Raw genomic sequence first — 22,326 nt, 5'->3', positions numbered from 1 at the left:
GCCTTGCTCTTAATTCTCAATTTAAAGGGGAGTACCAACAATGAGTATTTATGTGCGTGAACAGGAAGGACTGTTCCACCTGCAATCGGAAGGCATGAGTTATATTCTGCAAATCCGGGACGGCCTGCCTGTCCATCTGTACTGGGGCGGCAGATTGGAAGAGCGGGAATCGCTGGACGGCCTGTCCGTCAAAACGCCGGAAGGCGCCGGACTTGACCGGCTTCCGCAGGAATATCCGCAGTATGGAAGCGGCGATTTCCGCATTCCGGCTTATCAGGCCGAGCTGACAGACGGCACGCGGGTAACCGAGCTGCGCTACCAGGGCTATCGCATCCTGCGCGGCAAGCCGGCGCTCGCGGGGCTGCCCGCGGTGTACACAGAGCGCGAAGAAGAGGCCGATACGCTGGAGCTGGATCTGGCGGATGCCTACTGCGGCCTCCGGGTAACGCTGGTCTATACAGTCTTTGCCGACCGGAACGCGGTGGTTCGTTCGGCGCGCCTCAAGAACGAAGGCGGCGCGGACCTTCGCCTTCTGCGGGCGCTCAGCGCCAGCATTGATTTTGCCGACGGAGACGATCTGGAGATGATCTATCTGTCCGGCTCCTGGTCGAGAGAAGCGGTTATCAACCGGCGGCCGCTCCGTCAAGGGGGCACGCGAATTGACAGCAAACGGGGCGTCAGCAGCCATCAGCTCAACCCGTTCGCCGCTCTGGTGCGGGAAGGGGCGACGGAATCGGCGGGCGACGTCTACGGCTTCAGCCTCGTGTACAGCGGCGGCTTCGAAGCAGAGGCGGAACGGGATGCGTTCGGTTCCGTGCGGATGGCGATCGGGCTGAACTCGTTCGACTTCTCCTGGCTGCTGAAGACCGGGGAAGAGTTCCAGACGCCGGAGGCCGTAATGGTCTACTCCGGGGAAGGACTGGGCGGCATGTCGCGCATCTATCACCGGCTTTACCGGACACGTCTGTGCCGCGGCGAATACCGGGACAAGGAACGTCCGATTCTGGTCAACAACTGGGAAGCGACTTACTTCAACTTCGACGCCGATAAGCTGGTGTCAATCGCCGAAGAGGGCTCGAAGCTCGGAATCGAGCTGTTCGTGCTGGATGACGGGTGGTTCGGCAAGCGGGATTCCGACAATTCGTCGCTGGGCGACTGGTTCGAAGACCGGCGGAAGCTGCCGAACGGTCTGGCCGATGTGGCGGAGCGCGTGAACGCGCTCGGACTGAAGTTCGGTCTCTGGTTCGAGCCGGAAATGATTTCGCCGGACAGCGAGCTGTACCGCAAGCACCCGGACTGGTGCCTGCATGTTCCGGGACGGCGCCGGAGCGAGGCACGCTGGCAGCTTGTACTCGATTATACCCGCAAGGAAGTGCGGGACTATATCTATGACTCGATGGCAGCGATCTTCAATAACGTGCCGATTGCGTATGTCAAATGGGATATGAACCGCAATTTGACCGAGATCGGGTCGGCTGAGCTTCCGGCGGAACGCCAGGGCGAGACAGCGCACCGCTATGTACTGGGTCTGTATGAGCTTCTGGAACGGATTACGGCGGACTTCCCGCAGATTCTGTTCGAGAGCTGCTCGAGCGGCGGGGCCCGCTTCGACCCGGGTATGCTGTACTACATGCCCCAGACCTGGACCAGCGATGACACCGACGGCGTCGAGCGGCTCAAGATCCAGTACGGCACCAGCCTGGTCTACCCGGTCAGCTCCATCGGCGCGCATGTCTCGGCTGTGCCGAATCACCAGGTGGGGCGGATCACGCCGCTTGATTTCCGGGGCGATGTGGCGATGTCCGGCAACTTCGGCTACGAGCTGGATCTGACCCAGTTCACCGACGAAGAGAAGGAAGTCGTCAAGCGCCAGGTTGAAGCCTACAAGGAAGTCCGCAGCCTTGTGCAGCAGGGCGACCTGTACCGGCTGAAGAGCCCGTTCGAGGGCAATGAGACGGCCTGGATGTTCGTCACGCCGGACAAGCGCGAAGCGCTGGTCTATCATTTCCGCGTCATGGCCGTGCCGCATCCGCCGCTCAGCAGCCTGAAGCTGCAGGGGCTGGACCCGTCGCTGGAATACCGGGTGACCCCGGGCCGCAGCGGAGAGAGCGCCCTTCACGGCGGCGACCGGCTGATGCGCGTCGGTCTGGGCCTGTCCTACCCGCAATACGACTACCAGAGCGGCTGGTTCAAGCTGACCGCCGAGTAATACGGCTTCGGGGAAGCCGGAGGGCATCCGCCGGCTGTGCCGGTTGTTCGCCCCCGCTTGCCGCCAAGATGAATGGCCGGCGGGCGCTGTCCGGACTTCGGGTACAGCGATCCGCTCCGGGCCAGAACAGAAACGGCTTCCGCCTTCAATAGAGGGACGGTGTGCCGTTTCTTGTTCATTCGGAACGTTGCGGGAACGATAATCACAGATGGAGGAGTTAGATATGCTGACTGTTATGAACCTCGAAGGAGAATGGAAGCTGCAGCTGGATGCGGAGAAACAGGGGCTCATCCTCCCGTATACCGACTCCATGAACCTGCCTGGAACCACGTCCCATGCCCGCAAAGGACCGCGCAGCGAAGCGCGGCGGATCGACTCTCTGACCGATCCGTACCTGTTCGAAGGCTGGGCCTGGTTCTCCCGGGAGATCGACATTCCGGAAGAACTGTCCGGCATGACCAGCTTCCTCTTCCTGGAGCGGACGCGGATGACAACCGTCTGGCTGGACGAAGAGGAAGTGGGCAGCCGGGACAGTCTGAATGCTCCGCACCTGTATGATCTGACGGGCCGTCTGGAGGCCGGACGGCACAGGCTGACCATACGGGTGGCGAATACGGATTATCCTACCCGGGGCGGACATTTGACCTCGCCCGACACCCAGACGAACTGGAACGGAATTACGGGACGGATCGAGCTGCAATTCTGCGGGACTTCCTACTTAAGCCACGTCCGGCTGGACCCCGATGTTCCGGGACGGTCTGTCCGGATTACGGCGAAGCTTCGCGGTTCTTCGAGCGCCACGCTTACCGTATCGGCTTCGGGCGCCGGCGAAGATTCGGCGCGCCGCGTTCCGGCGCAGAACTACGCCGCGGAGCCGGGCAAGGTCTCGGTTGTCTATGAGCTGGGGGCCGACGCCCTGCTGTGGAGCGATAGCGAGCCCGGTCTGTATAATCTGACGCTGACGCTCACGGATGCGGAAGGCAAAGTCGCGGACCGGCATGAGCTTCTGCTGGGCCTTCGGGAATTCAAGGCAGAAGGCGATAAATTCACGATCAACGGAGAGAAGACCTTCCTGCGCGGCAAGCATGACGGCCTGATCTTCCCGCTGACGGGCTATGCGCCGACCGATGTGGAGGAATGGGTGCGCATTCTCCGAATCGCCAAATCTTACGGAATCAATCACTACCGCTTTCACACCTGCTGTCCGCCGGAGGCGGCGTTCACAGCCGCAGACAGGCTCGGCATCTACATGCAGCCGGAGCTGCCTTTCTGGGGGACAGTCACGGAGGAAGGCGAGGAGAATCATAACCAGACGGAACAGGATTATCTCATCCGCGAGGGCTATGCCATTCTGGAAGCGTTCGGGAATCATCCGTCCTTCGTCATGATGTCGCTCGGCAACGAGCTGTGGGGAAGCCGTCCGCGGATTGATGCCATTCTGGAAGCGTATCAGGCATTCGACGACCGACATCTCTACACCCAGGGGTCCAACAATCACCAGTGGGTGCCCGAAGTGCTGGAGCACGATGACTTCTTCTCCGGGGTGAGGTTCACCCGGGACCGCTTGATCCGGGGCTCCTACGCGATGTGCGATGCCCCTCTCGGGCATGTCCAGACCGATGTGCCGGGAACGATGAAGGATTACGACGATGCGATTGTGCCGCCGGACTTCCGGAGGGAACAGGAACAGGGCAACGGAGAGGATGGACAGATGGCCGGGACCGGAACCGTTCAGATTCAATACGGGACGGAAGCCCGGACGGTTCGGACAGGCGAAGTCTCCGGGGAATGGATTCCGCGCGTTCCGGTGGTCTCGCATGAAATCGGACAGTATGCGACGTATCCGGACTTCGCAGAGATCGGGAAATATACCGGCGTATTGAAGGCGGAGAATTTCAAAATCTTCCGTGAACGGCTGGAGAACCGGGGGCTCGGCCATCTGGCCGAAGCCTACTCGGCAAGCTCGGGGCAGCTTGCAGCCGCCTGCTACAAGGAAGAGCTGGAAGCGGCCTTCCGCTCCCGGCGTCTGGCCGGATTTCAGCTTCTGGACCTTCAGGACTTCAGCGGGCAAGGAACGGCACTGGTCGGCGTACTTGACGCTTTTATGGAATCCAAGGGAATGGTAACGCCGGAAGAATGGCGGAGCTTCTGCGGAGAAGCGGTTCTCCTGGCCCGGTTCCCGGTCTATAACTGGACTGCGGGCGAGAATTTTCGTGCCCATGTGGAGCTGTGCGATTACCGGAGCCGCAGCCGGCGGGATACAGTTGTCCGGCTGGAATGGGAGCTGACTGCGGGCGGAGACAAGCTCGCCGAAGGGACCGCCGAAGCCGCCGCAACCGGAAATTACACGGATCTCTGCGATCTCGAGTTCCCGCTCCCCGGGGTGAAGGCGATGACCCGTGCGGCATTGTCGCTGCGTATTCCGGAGACGGACATTGCCAAAACCTATGATCTCTGGATCTACCCGGAGCAGGAGAGGGGCGTGCTGGACAGCCTAATCTGGTTCCGGGAGCTGTCGAACGCGGCGCTGGCACTGCTGGAACAGGGGGAGAGCGTGCTTCTGCTGCCGAGTCCGGGGGAGCTGGAGAACGCCGTACAAGGAATGTACAGCACGGATTTCTGGTGCTATCCGATGTTCCGCTCAATCTCCGAGAGCATGGGCAAGCCGGAGCCCGTCGGAACCCTGGGTCTGCTCATCGAGAACAGGCATCCCGTCTTCCGCGATTTCCCGACAGAGGCGTATTCCACCTATCCCTTGTGGACGGTTGTCGAGAATTCCGCCTCCCTGATTCTCGACGAGTTGGAGACCGAATGGAATCCGATTGTCCGGACCATCGACAATTTTGAGCGCAACCATCATCTGGGGCTGCTGCTGGAATGCCGGGTAGGCGAGGGGCGCCTGCTGATCTGCCCGTTGAACCCGGAGAAGGCGGAGGAATCGCCGGAGGGCAGACAGTTCCTCGCAAGCCTTGCGCGGTATGTGCAATCGGAGGCGTTCCGGCCGACTGTCCGCATGGACGCAGAGGCGCTGCGGCGGCTGATTCGCTGAGTCCGGTGGGCAAGACGATCTGGAAGTCTTGTCTGATTTTGTGATACCACAACATAACAGAGTTATAGAATAGAACAAATGCCTCCATTTCATGATGGGCCAGAGCTTGGTAGAATGCCAATTAAACCGCTTACATAACAGAGCGGGGCTTCGCACCGTTCATCTCGTAAGTCATCACTAAATGGGAGGGTATTATGAACAATCTAAGAAAGGCTGTAGCTGCTTCGCTTACGGCGCTCATGCTGACTACGGCGTCGGCGCCCGCTTTCGCTCTGCAGGCAACTGGCGGCAACAGCAGCCAGGCATCGGCCCGCGCCGCTGTGGCGGCTTCGGATCTGACCGGCCATTGGGCCGCGTCCAGCATCGCCAAATGGAAAGACCGCGGAGTGATCGGCGGCTATGAGGACGGCTCCTTCAAGCCGGACCGCAGCATTACGCGTGCGGAATTTGTCTCCGTCCTGAACAAACTGTTCGGGTACAGCGCTGCGGGCAGCGGCAATTTCTCCGATGTGCCCGCCGGAGTATGGTATGAGAAAGAACTGGCCGCCGCCAAGGCAGCCGGTTATTACGAGGGCTTCCCGGGCAATCAGGCGAAGCCGGCAGAAGCGATCACCCGGCAGGATGCGGCGACGCTGTTGGCCCGCATCTTCGAAATGGAGAATCCGGCCGGCGCAGCTTCGGTATCCTATAAGGACGCTTCTCAGATCAGCGCCTATGCCCAGGCGGCGGTAGGTTCGCTCAAGAACGTTACCACCGGATATGAAGACGGCACGTTCCGGCCGCTCGGCAAGATCACGCGCGCAGAGACGCTGGCGCTGCTCGACCGCCTGGCCGGAAGCTACTATGCCAAGAGCGGCGAATATTCGGACGGGACGCTGGCCGGCAATGCCGTTGTCTCGAAGCCGGATGTAACGCTCAAGAATATGACGATTAACGGCAATCTGTATCTCGCTGCCGGAATCGGCGACGGCAATACCAAGCTGGAAGGCGTTACGGTCAAAGGGACTGTCTTCGTGTCAGGCGGCGGCGAGCACACCGTTACGCTCGACCATTCGACGCTGAACAAGGTTCAGGTAGACCGCAAGGAAGGAAGCGTACGCGTTCTGGCGACCGGCTCCACGCGGATCGAGACGCTGACGGCGGACAGCGCCTCCAAGCTGGAGCTTGAAGCCGGCGCCTCCATCGGCAGCGTTGTATTGAACCAACCGGTTGCCGTCACGCTGGCAGCCGGAGCGAAGATCACGACCCTTACGGTAGCAGCAGCAGCCGGCCAATCGGTCATTTCCGGCAGCGGCGACATCGGCAGCCTGGTCGTACAGGCCGCTTCGGTAACGGTCAACGGCAAGACGGTGAGCACGGGGACCGCAGCGGTAACCGGCGGACAAGCGGCATCGCCTTCTCCATCGGCCTCGCCTGCACCGACGGTCGCTCCGTCTGCGGGCGGATCGGGATCGACGCCGACTCCGGGCGCAAGCGTTACGGTCGATCTGGCCGACAAGGAGGCTACGTCGCAGACGCGCTCCCTGTTCGCTTATCTTCAGGATATCCGGGGCAAACATATTCTGTTCGGACATCAGCACGCTACGGATGAAGCGCTGTCCAAGCCTGTGAACGGCATGACCTCGGATACGTATGCGGCCGTTGGCGATAATCCCGCCTTGTTCGGCTGGGACACGCTCAGCCTGGAGGGCTTCGAGAAGCCGGGCTCCCGCGAATATACGCCGCAGCAGAACCGCGACAATCTGATTCAATCCATGAAGGCGGCTTATGCCTCCGGCGGCGTGCTGACGCTCAGCTCCCACATGCCGAACTTCGTGACCGGCGGCGATTTCTATGATACTAACGGCAATGTCGTGAGCCATATTCTGCCGGGCGGCGACAAGCATGACCAATACAATGCCTTCCTGGATCAGATTGCCGATTTTGCCAACCATCTGAAGGATGACAGCGGCAACGCCATTCCGGTCATCTTCCGTCCGTTCCATGAGCAGAACGGCAACTGGTTCTGGTGGGGAGCGGCATTCACGACCAAGGAGCAGTACAAGGAAATCTACCGCTACACCGTTGAGTATCTGCGCGACACGAAGGGCGTTCACAACTTCCTGTACGCCTTCTCGCCGGGCAGCCCGTTCAACGGACTGGACGAGACATTCCTGAAGACGTATCCGGGCGACGACTATGTCGATATTCTCGGATTTGACAGCTACTACAACGGCTCCAGCGCCGGATGGTACGATTCCATCGTGGATGACGCCAAGCTGATCTCCAAGATTGCGGACAGCAAGGGCAAGGTGGCGGCTTTCACCGAGTTCGGTTATTCGGGTATGAAGCGCACGGGCAATGCGGACAAGGAATTCTACACCACGCTGATCGAGAAGCTGCAGGCGGATCCGGACGCCAAGCGGATGGCATTCATGCTGACCTGGGCCAATTTCGGATACAATTCGATTTATGTGCCTTACCGTGATTCGGCCCTGTATCCGGGCGAAAATCAGGAACTGCTTCCGGACTTTACAGCTTTCTATAAGGATGATTATACGTACTTCACACGGGATTTGAGCGGCGTCTACCAGCGGCAAGTGACTACTGAGGAAGAGCAGCCGTTCATGCACATCGCTTCGCCGATCGACCGTCAGACCATTGAGTCGCCAACCACGGTAATTCGTGCCCGGGTGCTGAACGAGCAGCCGACGAAGGTTGTCTTCCTGTTGAAAGGCTCCGAGACGGAGCATCCGATGACATTGGATGCGCAAGGCTTCTACTCGGCTTCTTGGCAGCCGGGAGCGGAGCTGAACGGAAGCGAAACCGACCTGACTGTGAAGGCCTACGCGGCGGACGGCAGCGTCCAGAGCCAGACGATCAAGCTCTACTTCGGCATTCCGGAAATTACGATGAAGACGTATACATTCGATACGGATATCAGCGGTGTCAAGAGCGATGGCACCTGGCAGGGTTCCGGGCCGATGAGCGCCGAATTCGAGCATGCTACCGTGAACCAGGACGGTAAGCTTGGAATCAACGTCACGAGCCTAGTCTATACCGAGAATAACGATGATACCTGGCAGGAGATCAAGATCGGCCTGACGGATCTGGAGAGCGTTCCGCTGAACAAGGTGGGCCGCGTCAGCTTTGAGGCTCTCATCCCGCTTGCAGCGGGCCATAAGGACCCGGAAGCCAGCATCCGCGCAATCGCGGTTCTGCCACCAAGCGACAATAAATTCTATTCGGCAGACCAGCCGAAGCTGAAAGATCTGCCGAAGGTTACCGTCGGATCCGATACTTATGCGCTCTACCAGGCATCGGTTGACTTGAACGATCTGGATCTGAGCAAGTCGGCGACGGGCCTCATGGTCGCGCTGGTCGGCAGCGGTCTCGATTATACCGGTCCGCTCTATGTGGACAATCTGAAGCTGTCAAATGTGTATGCGAAGACGAGCGGAGATCCTGCGCGCGTAGATGATTTTGAAGGCTATAAGAACAGCAATGATCTCCTTCAATCCGCATACAGCGCCAAAGGAGACACCAACAGCATTACTCTGGATTCCAGCCACAAGATTGAAGGCAGCAACGGGCTGAAGCTGGGTTACACACTGGCAGGCGAAGGCTATACCGGCATTGTCAAGAGCTTGGGTTCGGTGGACTGGTCCTCTACGGGACGCCTGAAGCTCTGGCTGACCCCGGACGGCAGCGGCAACAAGCTGGTCGTGCAGGTCAAAGCGAACGGAGCCACCTTTGAAGCCTATCCGTCGCTTCAGGGTACGACGCCGGGCTGGGTAGAAATTCCGTTCAAGGATTTTGTGACTGCCTCCTGGGATACCGGCAATGCCGGCAAGAAGCTGGATACGATCAACGCGAAGAAGGTTTCGGAGTTCGCTATCTATGTCAACGCTCCGGCCGGAAGCTCCTACAGCAAGACCAATCCGTTCAAGAGCACGCTGTATATAGACGATATTCGGGTCGTTGCCGGTGAGGCCGGCGATATTCCGGTCGGCGTCGTACAGGACGGCATGGCGCCGGGCACGCTGTTCGATTTCGAGAAGGATGCCGGAAGCTGGAAGGTTGGTGAGAACCATCTTCAAGCCAAGGCGCCTGCTGTAACGGGCGATGTCTCCAGCGGCGGAAGTAAGGCTCTGGCCGTTGAATTCACACCCGCTGCCGCCAGCGATAAGAGTTATTTCCTCGCCGGCAGCGAGGTGAAGATGAACTGGAACGGTTCCAAGACGCTGACCGCCAAGGTCAAGCTCTCTTCCGGAACCGCCAAGGCGAGTCTTTATATCAAAACCGGCAACTGGGTTTATACAGCCGGAGACGCGGCAACGGTTGACGCGAACGGCTTTGCGACGCTGACTCTCAATCTGCCGGGCGTGTCCAATCTGGATACGGTTCTGGAGCTTGGGGTCAAGGTTGAAACAACCGCCGCCGGCGAATCTGCCATCCTCTATCTGGACGATGTAACCCTCTCCAGATAACAGAGAACGGGGCAGCGTTTAAGGGCCCTAGAATAAGCGGACACATCAAGGGAACTCCCGCACAGGCGGGAGTTCCCTTTTTGGTGAATGGAGCTGGGTAACGGAGCTGAAGGCGAGCCGAACGAGCCGTATAAGAAAATCATGTATATTTTCCTCTTCCTAGGTCAATCTAGGGGCAGACTCGATCGGATGGGGGACAGCTATGGGACAGTCAGAACGAAGACATATCGCCGGATTGGTCATTTTGGTAGGATTGGTGGGACTTCTCGCGGTCCGTCTGGCCTGGGTGCAGTTCGTCCTGTCCCGTCAAGTTGTGCCGGGGGGACGCTATACACTGGCCAAGACCGCCAAGGTCCAGAGCGAGCGGGAGGTCGTGCTGGACAGCGGCCGGGGGCGGCTTCTGGACCGCAGCGGACGACCGCTGGCCGGAAAGACGATCTGGACGGCGGTCTTCTTCCCGGAGAGCGGGGCAGCGGCCGGCGGACCGCAGGGGCCGGATCGGGCGGCAGCGGACCGGAAGGAGGCGCTGAAGCGGCTCGCTCCGCTGCTCGGTACGACGCCGGCAGAGCTGGAGAAGCGGCTTGCGGAAGAAGAGCGGCCCTATGTCTGGCGAGAGAAGGGCGGCCGGCAGCCTCTGGCGCTGAGCCCGGAACAGGCGTCTGCCGTCCGGCAGACCGGCTTCGACGGCCTTGCCGTGCTGCCGTGGACCCGACGATACGGCGGCGAGCCCGTCGGCCGCCAGTGGCAAGGCTACCTATCAGAAGCGCCCCGCACAGACGGGAGGGGTGCGGACGGAGGACTGCGTGTTCCGCTGAACGGAAGCGCCGGACTGGAGAGGACGCTGGAGCCGCTGCTTCGGGGCGTCGGACACACGGAGGTCTATGCCCGGGTCGATGCGGAGGGGAAGCGGATTCCCGGGACCGGTCTGACGGTTCGGACGCCGGCCAACCCTTATTATCCGCTCTCCTTGTATACAACCATTGACCTTGAGTTGCAGGAAGAAGTAGAGCGGCTGGCCCGGCAGGCCGGCGTCCGGGAGGGCGCGGTTGTGGTGCTGGATGCTGCCACGGGCGATATCGCGGCGATGGCGTCGCTGCCCCTGTACAACCCGAACGAGGTCTCCCCTGAAGGCGGGGAGTGGAACAACCGGGCGCTGCAGGCGGCGGTTCCCGGCTCGATCTTCAAGATCGTCACCGCCGCTGCGGCGCTGGAAGCCGGGCTGGCTTCGCCCGGCGAAGTCTTCTCCTGCGCCCCCGGGCAGGAGAAGTACGGCCTGAAGTGCCCGCCCTCGGCCGGGCACGGCGCGTCCATGACGCTGGAGCAGGGCTTTGCCCGCTCCTGCAACCTGGTGTTCGCCGAGCTGGCGGACCGGCTCGGCGGGGAGCGCCTGGAGGCCGCCGCGCTGACGCTCGGCCTCGGGCGGGACATCGGCTGGCGCGAGCCGCATGCGCTCGGCCTGCCGGAGCTGCGGCCGCTCGGCGGCGAGCAGGCCGGCCGCATCTTCGCCGCCGGCTCCCGGCGGGACGCCGCCGCCTGCGCGCAGACGGCGATCGGGCAGCGCGACGCCGCCGTTACGCCGCTTCAGGCGGCGAATCTCGTCGTGACGCTGCTGCACGGCGGCGAAGTGACCGCGCCGCGCATCCTGCGGCGCGCCGTATTCGCCAGCGGCCAGACACTGGCCGAGCTGCCCCGCCACGGCGCCCCTTCTCCGGCGGGGCGCATCTCCCCGCGCACCGCTTCGCAGGTGCTGCGGATGATGCGGGCCGTCGTCACCGAAGGAACAGGCCGGTCGCTTCGCGGCGCGGCATGGCCGCTTGCCGGCAAGTCCGGCACCGCCCAGACGACGGTGAAGGGCGCGCCCCGCAACAATCAGTGGTTCGTCGGCTACGGCCCCGCCGACCGGCCGAAGTACGCCGCTGCGGTGCTGGTCCAGAACGTCGCGCCGGACAGTCCGCCGGCTGCGGCTCCGCTGTTCGGCCGGATCATGGACTTCCTGGCCGAACGGGAGAAGACAGCGGCTACGGCCGAAGTCTAGCCAAGGGCCCGCCGGTTCTTCCGCGAACCGGAGCATAACCGAGGCGCATTCCAACTCTCGTATCCCTGATGGAACAGACAAAGGCCCGATGCGCAGCCGGGGAAAATTCATTCCCCGGAAGCTGCGCATCGGGCCTTTCCGGTCAAGCGGAAGCGGAGCGGATATAGCGCTCGCCGGAACAGGAACCGGCCGCCGTGCTGTTACTCCGGACGGTCCGGCGTGCCGTCGGATACGGCCGGCTTCTCGGCCCTGCGCAGCCAGGCCAGCTTGTCGTCCGGTTCGGCAGGCTCGGGCGGCGGCGTATACGCGAACGGCGAGACCAGGAATTCTTCCTGGGGCAGCGAAATCCAGCGCTGCAGATAACCCTGCTGAAGCAGCTCCTTGAGCAGAATCAGCAGAATCGGCGACAGAATCAGACCGGCCACCCCGAAGGCGGAGGTTGAGATCAGCACGAAGCTCAGCATCAGAAAAGCCGAGGAGACGCCGATGGAATTGCCGGTGATTTTGGGCTCCAGCAGCTGTCTCACGACCAAGACGACCGCCAGCAGAATAATAAGGCCGATAGCGACGGAGGTATGTCCCACAATGAACAGATAGATGATCCAAGGGACGAGGATCGTCGTGACGCCGAGCAGCGGGAGCAAGTCGAATACGGCACAGATCAGGGCCATCGTCAGCTCGTTGCCCGTGCCGATTATGTATAGTCCGGCCAGCACCAGTACGAAAGTGATCGAGATCAGAATAAGCTGGGCCTTGAAATAGGAGCCGATGGCCCGGAAGACATTGCCTTGAAGAAACGCGTATGCCGTCTTGAGCGTTTTGGGCATTTTATCATGAGCGATTTGGCGCCAGTCCTTGATCTCCATGCTGAGGAAGAAGGCGAGAATGATCGCAACCCCGAAGTTGCCCATGAACGAGGAGAACGAGCCCAGCAGGTTGATCAGATAATTGAAGAAGACGACCAGCCAGTCGGACAGGACATCGGTGCCTTTGGTGAAGTATTCATTGAGTTTGACGGTAATATCGGGCGGAAGCGCATCGACCTTGTGCTGCAGGTAAATGGTCATCTCCCGGAAGTTCTCCTGGACAATGCGGGTGTAATACGGAAAATTCTCCTCCAGCCGCATCGCCTGGGTGGCAATCAGCAGTCCGGCGCCGAACAGGGCGCCCAGAAGGAGGGTCAGGAACAGCAGCACGGAGATTGCCGATGCGAACGGCTTGGCCATGCCCTTGCGGTTGAGGAACCGCGCCAGAGGCTCAATCAGCAGGAACACGAAGAACGAGAGAAAGACAGGAGCGGCCAGCTGATACAGCTTGCTGAAGACCAGCATGATCAAGTAGACGGTAAGAATCACCAGCCCGATGTCGAAGAAGGTGCGCCCGTACTTTTTGTAAAACGGCAGCATAAATCGTAACGACTCCTTTGCTTGAGAGCTTTATATTCCATTATTGTAACCGATTTGGAGCGGGGGCCGACGGTTTCTTTTCATAAAAAAAGTCTATTTGTCCGGCGGCTGTGTTAGAATAAGGGGTAAACGCCGTCCGGGCGTTTCTACTTTGACAAAGCGGGGAAATGCGAAATGGAGACTTTGCTGCTCTGGTTATTCTACATCACAACCTTTTATGCCTTCATACCCGGTCTTATCACCCGGATTTTTGGATATCGGGTCTTCCGCCGCGGCGTCGGCGTGAAGGATTACGCGCTGACCTTTGATGACGGGCCCGATCCGGAGTACACGCCAAGGCTGCTGGATCTGCTGAAAGAGCATGATGCCAAGGCTACCTTCTTCGTCGTCGGCGCCCATGCCGAACGCCATCCGGAGCTGATCCGCCGGATGCACGACGAGGGCCATCTGATCGGCATCCACAATTATGTGCATAAGAGCAACTGGATTATGCGGCCGGGAACGGTCCGCAAGCAGATTCAGCGTACCGACGATATTATCCATTCCATCACAGGCCAGCGCAGCATCTACTACCGGCCGCCGTGGGGGATTGTCAACCTGTTCGACTTCTCCAAGCGGCGCCAGGTCCGGATTATTCTGTGGTCGGCCATGTTCGGCGACTGGAAGGAGAAGCTCGGCGCGAAGAAGCTGACCGCCAAGCTGCTGTCCCGGCTGAACCCCGGAGAAGTCATGCTGCTACATGACTGCGGCCGGACGCTTGGAGCGGACCCGAAGGCTCCCGCCAATATGCTGACGGCTCTGAAGACCATGCTGGAGGAGGCCGACAAGCGCGGTCTGAAGAGCATCCGGGTCGACGAGATGATCCGCGCTTCCGAGAAAGCCCGAGAGGGTCGGCTCTCGTTCGGCAAAATGCTGCTCGTCTGGTGCTGGCTGATGTGGGAGAAGGCGTTCCAGTTCATGTTCCGCCTGAAGACCGTATCGCCCGAGAACCCGTTCTTTCATTACCGGCTGCGCTCTTATTCCGGTGATACGATCGAAATGGGCGAAGGTTCCGTCCTGAAGAAAGGCGACCGCATCGTGGAGCTGCATTTCGATAACCGCCGACTGTTCGAGCTGGGCGTAAGCTCCCGCTCCGAGGCCCAGCTCGCGATCCGGATGATCCGCTATACGCAGAAGGAATTGCCGGATCTGGCCGAGATTATCGCGTCAAGCGAGGAGCTGGCCTCCGCCAAGGCGCTCTACGGAGTCAGCATGATTAACCGGGGACCGGAGAAATTCGGCTTTCTCGTCACGGACCTGCCGGATGGCCTGTTCGCCAAGTCCACACGGGTGTACTTGCGGATTCTGCTCAGCGTAATTCACCCGAGCGGCGGGAACCGTCTGAAGCGGCGCGCCGATGCGCTGGTGCCCAAGACAATGCTGATGCCGATTACCGATCTGCTGCGGTCCTACGGCAAGCCGCATCCGGGTTCCCTGACGAAGTCCGTCAAGCACAGCGAGGAGGACGCCGAGCTGTCCGTTACTCTGTCCGACGCCGATCTGCCGGGGGTCCACGCCGTTCATTAGCCCCTAATAATGAAATGTCTACCGCTATTATTCCCTCAAGCTTCCTTGTCCGAAGAAATCCGCCTGATGCGGCATTTCAAGGCCAAGGGAGCTTTTTTGAACAGCGATAAAGCGAGCGGGAAAGGGTTTTCTTTTGGTTGCTTTTTTGGTATCATCGTTAGTTAGTAAGTGAAAATTTTCCTAACAATAATAACAATTCGGAGGTTCATCATATGGGGAGTGTGCAATATCCGGCTGATTTTGTATGGGGGGCGGCAACGGCCGCGTATCAGGTAGAAGGCGCTTATCAGGAAGGCGGAAGAGGGCTGTCGATCTGGGATACCTTCTCCCGGGAACCGGGCAAAGTCTGGAACGGCGACAACGGCGATGTCGCCTGCGATTCCTATCACCGCTTCCGCGAGGATATCGCGCTTATGAAAGAGCTGGGACTGAAGGCGTACCGCTTCTCGGTGGCCTGGCCCCGTATTTACCCGAACGGCCGCGGCGAGGTCAATGCCGAGGGCCTGGCCTTCTATGATGCCTTTATTGATGAGCTGGTTGCCGCCGGCATAGAACCGGTCTGCACGCTCTACCATTGGGATCTTCCGCAGGCGCTCCAGGATGAGGGCGGCTGGGAGAACCGCGATACCATTGCGGCGTTCGCCGACTATGCCGAGACGCTGTTCCGCCGCTACGGCGACCGGATTGCCAAATGGTTCACGATCAATGAGCCGTGGTGCGCCTCGTTCCTGTCCAACTATCACGGCGAGCATGCTCCCGGCAACCGGAATCTGCAGACCGCTGTCACGGTCAGCCATCATCTCATGCTGGCCCACGGCGCAGCCGTGCGCCGGTTCCGCGAGACCGGCATTCCCGGCGAGATCGGCTGCGCTCCGAATGTGACCTGGATGGAGCCGTACAGCACGCGGGAAGAGGACAAGGAAGCCTGCCGGCGGGAGAACGGCTGGTTCATTGAATGGTACTTCGATCCGATGTACAAAGGTGAATATCCGGAATTTCTGGTCGAGCGCTTCCGCGCCCACGGCGCCGAGGTTCCGATTCAGGAAGGCGACATGGAGCTGATCAGCGAGCCGGCGGATTTTGTCGGGATCAACTACTACAACGGCTCGGTAGCTCGGTATGAAGAAGGCGCCGGCATTATGGAATGCAGCCGGATAAACATGGGGTATGAGCATACGGATATCGGCTGGCCGATCTATCCGGAAGGCTTTCACAAGGTCCTCAGCTATCTCCATGAACGCTATGGAGACATTGCCATTTATATCACCGAGAACGGAGCCTGCTACAACGACGGGGTAGAAGAAGGAACCGTTGCGGACATGAAGCGGATTGACTATCTGCACAAGCATCTGCTGTCGCTGCACCGCTGCATCGCGTCCGGCATTTCGGTCAAGGGCTATTTCGCCTGGTCTCTCATGGATAACTTCGAGTGGGCCTATGGATACAGCATGCGGTTCGGGCTGATCCATGTCGATTACGAGACGCTGCGGCGCACGCCGAAGGACAGCTACTACTGGTACCAGGACGTCATCAAGCGGGGCGGCGTCGAACTGTAGAGCAGTGCTACAAGAGAGAGTAGACTTCTATTCAATAGGGCAGACAGGGTTGGCGCATTGCGCCAGCCCTTTTTACAGTTGTGAGTGGCAACCGCATGATAACGACTCAGGCTGATTGAAGAAATCTAGGAGGGTCGCGTCGCCATGGCCGCCGTCAGGGACGAAAAACCTGTTCAACGATTCCCCGGCCATCCCGGGCTTCAATCCGGGCATAGGCCCCGTTCACGAAGGTGAGCTGGGGCGGAACATGCCCGCAATCGGCATCGTAGACGACGGGAATTTGCAATTCCTCATGAAGATCCCGGTAGACGTCTTCAGCCGTGTAGCCCTCCACAGGCCGGTTCGCGGGACTTCTCCCGAACAATATCCCCGAACAATGGCGGAACCAGCCCGCAAGCTTCATCTGTACGAGCGAACGACGCAGGTCCGCTGTGGACAGCTCGCAGTTCTCCAGATACCAGAGAATCGGTTCGGCGCCAATCCGGTCCTGCTGGAAGCCGGCCACATCGCCGTAAGGAGTGCCTGCCAAATGCCGAATCACATCGATGCATCCGCCCAGCAGCCGGCCTTCCATGGCGACAGGGTTCCCGTGCACCGTCTTCCATTCGGTCTTCTCCGTCAGATGAAATACACACGGCGAGGGAGAGGCGTGATTCCACTCCTTCTGGTAGCGTTCCGACGAATGCTGGAGTACGGACTCCCCTTCCCGGGTGTGCAGGACGGAGAACCACCGATCGGTTACGGGGTCCGAATAGTTGCCCCGGAGATCAATCAGGTTGGTGCCGTGCGCGGTTGCGATTCCGGTCCGGAGGGTGAAGGCCAACAGAAGCAGGCTGATGTCGGAATAGCCGAGCATCCATTTACAGCCGAATCGGTTCCACTCGAGTTCTTCCAGAATTTCAATCAGCAGCTCTCCGCCCCAGGGCGGGATGACGGCTTCGATGGCGTCGTCTGTCATCATGGCATTCAGTTCAGCGGCCCGTACGCGCGCCGGAGCGGACTTCGCCTTATGCTGGGTCCACGGGGTCTCTCCGCAGACGACCTGGAAGCCGCGCTGTTCCATGCGCCGGATGGCCGAGTCCAGCAGGGGCCGCCACTCCTCCCCGGTCCCCGATGAGGGAGCGGTAACGCCGATCACGGCGCCTTCGTGCAGCAGAGGATATCGAATCATAATGGGTGCCTCCCGGTAGTGGATGTCATCCAGTGGATTTAAAAAAAGGCCCCGTGTCCGCTCATCAAGCGGGACGGGGCCGGGAATTAACGATTGGACAGCATCGGATTCCGCTTCCTAAATCTTCAGCACGCCGCCCTTGCTGGCGTTCGTGACAAGCTTCGAGTAGCGGGCCAGGTAGCCGGTCTTGACCTTCGGCTCGAATTCCTTCCACTCGGTGCTGCGGCGGTGGGCCAGCTCTTCTTCGTCGACGAGCAGTTCGATCTTGCGGTTGATGAGGTCGAGTTCAATCATATCGCCGTCGTGGACAAAAGCGATCGGTCCGCCCTCGGCGGCTTCCGGCGAAATATGCCCGATGCTGATGCCGCGGGAAGCGCCGGAGAAGCGGCCGTCCGTAATCAGGCCGACCTTGGCGCCAAGGCCCATGCCGACGATCTGGGAAGTCGGAGCGAGCATTTCCGGCATGCCGGGGCCGCCCTTCGGTCCTTCGTAGCGGATAACCACAACGTGGCCTTCCTTGACCTTGCCGTTCGCAATGCCTTCCAGCGCCTCTTCCTGGGAGTCGAAGCAGATGGCAGGACCCTTGTGGTAGCCGCCGACGGACGGATCTACGGCGCCGACCTTGATGATCGAGCCTTCCGGCGCAAGGTTGCCGTACAGCACGGCGAGGCCGCCGACTTCGGAGTAAGGATGATCCAGCGGATGAATGACGCCGGTATCCAGAATCTCATGGCCGCGCACGTTCTCGGCCAGCGTCTTGCCGGTTACGGTCATGCATTCGCCGAACAGAGTGCCTTCCTTCTTGAGCAGTTCGTTCAGCACGGCGCTGACGCCGCCGGCCCGGTCCACGTCTTCAATGAAGATGTCGGAAGCCGGAGCAAGCTTCGACAGGTAAGGGGTACGGTTGGCGACTTCGTTGATCCGTTCCAGCGGATAATCGATGCCGGCTTCCTGGGCCAAGGCGAGGGTATGCAGTACGGTATTGGTCGAGCCGCCCATCGCCATGTCGAGCGCGAAGGCGTTGTCGATGGATTCCCTGGTTACGATATCGCGCGGCTTCAGATCCAGCTTGATCAGCTCCATGAGCTGCTTCGCGGATTTGCGAACGAAGTCGCGGCGTTCCTCGGCGACGGCCAGAATCGTGCCGTTGCCCGGCAGCGCCAGACCGAGCGCTTCGGCCAGGCAGTTCATCGAATTGGCGGTGAACATGCCGGAACAGGAACCGCAGGTCGGACAGCCGTATTGTTCAAGCTCCAGCAACTCGGCGTCGTCGATCTTGCCGACCTGGTGGGCGCCGACGCCCTCGAAGACGGAGGTCAGGGAGAGCTTGCGGCCCTTGCTGTCCACGCCGGCCTTCATCGGGCCGCCGCTGACGAAGACGGTTGGAATGTTGACGCGCAGGGCGCCCATCATCATGCCGGGGGTAATTTTGTCGCAGTTCGGGATGCAGACCATGCCGTCGAACCAGTGGGCGTTGACGACCGTCTCCAGCGAGTCGGCAATGATCTCCCGGCTCGGCAGGGAATAGCGCATGCCGATATGGCCCATGGCGATCCCGTCGTCGACGCCGATGGTATTGAATTCAAAAGGCACGCCGCCCGCTTCGCGGATGGCTTCCTTGACGATTTTGCCGAATTCCTGCAGGTGGACATGCCCCGGAACAATATCGATATAAGAATTGCACACCGCGATAAACGGCTTGCCGAAATCCTCTTCCTTAACGCCGGCCGCCCGCAGAAGACTGCGGTGCGGAGCCCGGTCGAAGCCCTTGGTGATCATGTCGGAACGCTTTTTCGTGCCTGCCATTTGCTGGTTTCCCCCTTATGTGAAATCGGTGCCGGAACATCGGTTCCTTGTACCGCTTTAAAGCGCTGATAAGCCGCTTTTATATTATCTGACAGTCTACCACATCGGCCCCGTTTTTTCTACCGCAGGATGGAAGTTTGCAAGAAGCAAAAAATCCGCCCGGAGGCGGATTTCAAGAGAAGTGGAAGCCTAGCGGGAACGCGGACGTCCGGGCTGCGCCGACAGGCGGGGCAGCGGACCTTGCTTGGCTTCTGCGCTGGCGAGCCGCTGCCGGAGGTTCCACAGCCAGCCGACCTGGGGTTCGACGGCGACATGCAGGCAGGCGCGGACTTGCTTCTGCGCCAGGATTACGGCAAGAGACAGCGAAGCGGCCAGAACGGCGGCATAGCCGCCGGGACGGTCCAGATGCGCATAGATTCCGGAAACGACGGCGAAGCGGATGACGAGCCCGTGAAGAAGGAAGACGTAGAGGGTGCGGCGTCCCCAATCGGTCATGGCGCTTGCGGCGTAAGGAACCCAGCCGAGAAAGGCGGCAGCCGAGAGAACCTGCAAGCCGTACATGCCGAGACGATAGAGTCCGGCATACCCGTGCGCGGTCCCGAGTTCGCCGAAGGTCATGCTGCCGTACAGCCAGCCCGGAGAGGGCATCGGCAGCGCTCCCGCCATGAAGAGAACGAGCAGCGCCAGCGAGAGCAGCGCGGCGATCCGGCGGCGGCTGCCGCGCAAGAACCGGGCAACGGCGCTGAACGGGAGGTGATAGCCGGCGACAAAATAGGGAAGGTAGACGAAGGTGCGGCTGACGCTGAGCCAGACGCCGTCCAGCGGCAGGTAGCCGACGAGCACGCCGGCTGCGGCAGCGGCCGCAAGCTGCCAGAGCGGGTTCCAGCGGCGAACAGCAAGAAGCAGAAGGCGCCAGCAGGCGTGGCTGGCCAGGAACCAGAGCAGCAGATAGGGGGCGAAGAAGGAACGGTGGATATGGGCCACCTGGAAGAAGCAGGCGTCAAGGACCGAATAGAGGGACTGAAAGATTACATATTGAAGCCCGATCTGGGCGAGCACGCGCCGTCCGGCCTCACCGGTGAGGGACAGGCGGGCAAAATAGCCGGTAACCAGCACGAACAGAGGCATATGGAAGCTGAAGATCCAGGTGAACAGCCCGTGCATGGCCGAACTGGAGGTGATCAGCGGCTCGATAGCATTACCGGCGATTACGGTCACAATGAGCATGAACCGCAGATTCAGAAAGAATGTTTCGCCCCGCTCGTCAAGGCGTGTGCTGCTGGTCATGAGCCTGCCTCCCTGTCTTATTATTTTAATTTTAAAATAACGGATTCTCCTATTGGCAATTGTGAATTAAATCACACTTGCAAGCGCTGTCAGTTCCCAAAGTTATGGCGAACTGATGAAGGTTGTGCCCTCCGGAGCGTTCTACTATAATTTTGGTAAATGTACAGGCTGCTGCATGCAGGAGAAGAGGAGAAATGCGATGGCTGAATTGAGGATAAGAAACGGCAGCCCGGTTCCCTGCCGCGCCGTTCTGTTCGACAAGGACGGGACGCTTCTGGACATGCTGCGCATGTGGGGAGCCTGGGCGGAAGAGGTGCTGGACGGCCTTGAACACAGGCTGAATCATGAAGGGGTGGGCTGGATCGGTCTCCGGGACAGCGTGCTGGGAACGGTAAGGGGAGCGGAGGGCCGAATCGCCGCTTACGACCCGGCCGGTCCGCTGCCGATGGCGACGGAGGAGCAAGCCTACGGACTGCTTGCCTGGCAGCTATACGCGGCTGCGGGAATGCCTTGGAACGAGGCGCTTACGGAAGTGATGGCGATTTGCGGTAGGGCGTCAGAAGGCGTTCGCCGCCGCCGGCTGGCGTATCCGGTGCCGGGGCTGCTGCCCTTCCTGGAGAGCTGCCGGGCTGCTTCCATCCCGCTCGGCGTCGTAACTTCCGACGGATCGGCTGCAACCGCCGAGCATCTGGACTGGCTCGGCGTCGCCGACCGCTTCGCCGCCGTTGTAACCAGAGACCGGGCCCGCCTGGGCAAGCCCGATCCCGAGATGGCGCTTATGGCCCTCCGCGAGCTGGGCGTCTCTGCCGACGAGACCGTTCTGATCGGAGACAGCAACGCGGACATGCAGATGGGCCGGCGTGCGGGCCTGCGCTGCTGCATCGGACTTTCGCCTTCGGGCGAACGGGGACCGCTGCTGGATGCGGATGTGATCGTGAAGGATTATACCGAACTGGAAGTGCGGGGACAGGCCGACAAGGAGAGGGGACAGGCCGACAAGGAGAGGAGACAGACTACATGATGGATGCTGTGGATACGCTGGCGCAGTGGGTGAAGGAGAGCCGGCGGATTGTCTTTTTTGGAGGGGCAGGAACGTCGACGGAGAGCGGAATACCCGATTTCCGTTCGGCGGCCGGACTCTATGTCACCGAGCAGGACTCGCCCTATGCGCCGGAGCAGATTCTGAGCCGGTCATTCTTCATGGCCCGGCCCGAAGTTTTCTTTGATTTCTACCGGGGTAAAATGCTGCACCCCGAAGCCCGTCCGGGCAGCGCGCATCGGCTGCTCGCCCGGCTTGAGGCCGACGGCAAGCTGACGTCGGTCATTACCCAGAACATCGACGGGCTTCACCAGCTTGCCGGGAGCCGCCGGGTGCTGGAACTGCACGGTTCGGTGCACCGGAACCGCTGCATGAAGTGCGGCCGCTTCTTCACGCTGGAAGAAGTGCTTGCGGACACGTCTGCCGTGCCCCGCTGCCCGGACTGCGGCGGCATCGTCAAACCGGAGGTCGTGCTGTACGAGGAGCCGCTGGACAGGGGCGTGCTGGAAGCGGCAATATCCGATATCTCGGAGGCGGATCTGCTCCTGATTGGCGGGACCTCGCTGACCGTTCAGCCTGCGGCCGGGCTGGTGCGTTATTTTCAGGGACGGCATGTTGCCGTACTGAATATGGAAGCAACCGGATTTGATCCGAGAGCGGATCTGCTCATCCAGGAGAAGATCGGCAGTGTGATGGAAGCGCTGGAAGCGAGACTCTACCCGGCGGAATGAAG

Annotated in this window: 13 protein-coding genes; 8 read left to right on the top strand and 5 right to left on the bottom strand. The window is 60.4% G+C overall.

Translation table 11 applies throughout. The annotated features are described in order from the left end of the window. The first annotated feature begins 40 nt into the window (after nucleotides 1-40). Nucleotides 41-2,209, top strand: a complete 2,169-nt coding sequence (locus F4V43_RS07850) for an alpha-galactosidase (protein ID WP_150457688.1) — start codon at nucleotides 41-43, stop codon at nucleotides 2,207-2,209. Here the strand turns inward: F4V43_RS07850 and F4V43_RS07845 are convergent. Next, nucleotides 2,173-2,388, bottom strand: coding sequence for a hypothetical protein (locus F4V43_RS07845; RefSeq protein WP_150457687.1), 216 nt, complete (start codon nucleotides 2,386-2,388; stop codon nucleotides 2,173-2,175). The two genes, F4V43_RS07850 and F4V43_RS07845, sit on opposite strands and share 37 nt — an antisense overlap. A gap of 44 nt (nucleotides 2,389-2,432) precedes the next feature. Between F4V43_RS07845 and F4V43_RS07840 the strand changes: the two genes are divergently transcribed. The 3 genes from F4V43_RS07840 (at nucleotide 2,433) to F4V43_RS07830 (ending at nucleotide 11,762) form a co-directional block, all read left to right on the top strand. Then, nucleotides 2,433-5,258 carry a glycoside hydrolase family 2 TIM barrel-domain containing protein gene (locus tag F4V43_RS07840; protein WP_150457686.1) on the top strand — a complete coding sequence of 942 codons (2,826 nt, stop codon included), beginning with the start codon at nucleotides 2,433-2,435 and terminating at the stop codon, nucleotides 5,256-5,258. Between the two features lie 194 nt (nucleotides 5,259-5,452). Next, a complete protein-coding gene (locus F4V43_RS07835) occupies nucleotides 5,453-9,727 on the top strand; it encodes a glycosyl hydrolase (RefSeq protein ID WP_150457685.1) in 4,275 nt (1,424 codons plus the stop codon). A 202-nt stretch (nucleotides 9,728-9,929) separates the two neighbouring features. Beyond that, on the top strand, nucleotides 9,930-11,762 hold the full coding sequence (locus F4V43_RS07830) for a peptidoglycan D,D-transpeptidase FtsI family protein (RefSeq protein ID WP_150457684.1): 1,833 nt from the start codon (nucleotides 9,930-9,932) through the stop codon (nucleotides 11,760-11,762). A 200-nt stretch (nucleotides 11,763-11,962) separates the two neighbouring features. Here the strand turns inward: F4V43_RS07830 and F4V43_RS07825 are convergent, their stop codons facing one another. Continuing rightward, nucleotides 11,963-13,168 (bottom strand): AI-2E family transporter, encoded by a 1,206-nt coding sequence (locus tag F4V43_RS07825; protein WP_150457683.1) that lies wholly within the window; start codon nucleotides 13,166-13,168, stop codon nucleotides 11,963-11,965. Nucleotides 13,169-13,342: 174 nt separating this feature from the next. Between F4V43_RS07825 and F4V43_RS07820 the strand changes: the two genes are divergently transcribed. Beyond that, complete coding sequence (locus F4V43_RS07820) at nucleotides 13,343-14,734, top strand: polysaccharide deacetylase family protein (protein ID WP_150457682.1); 1,392 nt, start codon at nucleotides 13,343-13,345, stop codon at nucleotides 14,732-14,734. 212 nt (nucleotides 14,735-14,946) lie between these two features. Next, nucleotides 14,947-16,290 carry a GH1 family beta-glucosidase gene (locus F4V43_RS07815; protein ID WP_150457681.1) on the top strand — a complete coding sequence of 448 codons (1,344 nt, stop codon included), beginning with the start codon at nucleotides 14,947-14,949 and terminating at the stop codon, nucleotides 16,288-16,290. Between the two features lie 154 nt (nucleotides 16,291-16,444). Here F4V43_RS07815 and F4V43_RS07810 read toward each other — a convergent pair whose 3' ends face one another. The 3 genes from F4V43_RS07810 to F4V43_RS07800 form a co-directional block, all read right to left on the bottom strand. Further along, nucleotides 16,445-17,461, bottom strand: coding sequence for a S66 peptidase family protein (locus F4V43_RS07810; RefSeq protein WP_150457680.1), 1,017 nt, complete (start codon nucleotides 17,459-17,461; stop codon nucleotides 16,445-16,447). A gap of 117 nt (nucleotides 17,462-17,578) precedes the next feature. Further along, nucleotides 17,579-19,267, bottom strand: a complete 1,689-nt coding sequence (ilvD, locus tag F4V43_RS07805; RefSeq protein WP_150457679.1) for a dihydroxy-acid dehydratase — start codon at nucleotides 19,265-19,267, stop codon at nucleotides 17,579-17,581. A gap of 189 nt (nucleotides 19,268-19,456) precedes the next feature. After that, a complete protein-coding gene (locus F4V43_RS07800) occupies nucleotides 19,457-20,554 on the bottom strand; it encodes an acyltransferase family protein (RefSeq protein ID WP_191089520.1) in 1,098 nt (365 codons plus the stop codon). Nucleotides 20,555-20,753: 199 nt separating this feature from the next. Between F4V43_RS07800 and F4V43_RS07795 the strand changes: the two genes are divergently transcribed. Together F4V43_RS07795 and F4V43_RS07790 are read left to right on the top strand one after the other, a co-directional pair. Beyond that, complete coding sequence (locus tag F4V43_RS07795) at nucleotides 20,754-21,575, top strand: HAD family hydrolase (protein WP_150457678.1); 822 nt, start codon at nucleotides 20,754-20,756, stop codon at nucleotides 21,573-21,575. Continuing rightward, complete coding sequence (locus F4V43_RS07790) at nucleotides 21,575-22,324, top strand: NAD-dependent protein deacylase (RefSeq protein WP_150457831.1); 750 nt, start codon at nucleotides 21,575-21,577, stop codon at nucleotides 22,322-22,324. Before F4V43_RS07795 ends, F4V43_RS07790 begins: the two co-directional genes overlap by 1 nt. Nucleotides 22,325-22,326 lie beyond the last annotated feature (2 nt).

This window comes from Paenibacillus spiritus (genome assembly GCF_008710135.1).
GTDB classification, from domain to species: Bacteria; Bacillota; Bacilli; order Paenibacillales; family Paenibacillaceae; genus Paenibacillus_AQ; species Paenibacillus_AQ glufosinatiresistens.
Note: the sequence above shows the minus strand (reverse complement) of the source record. Positions and strands in the feature narration are given on the sequence as shown.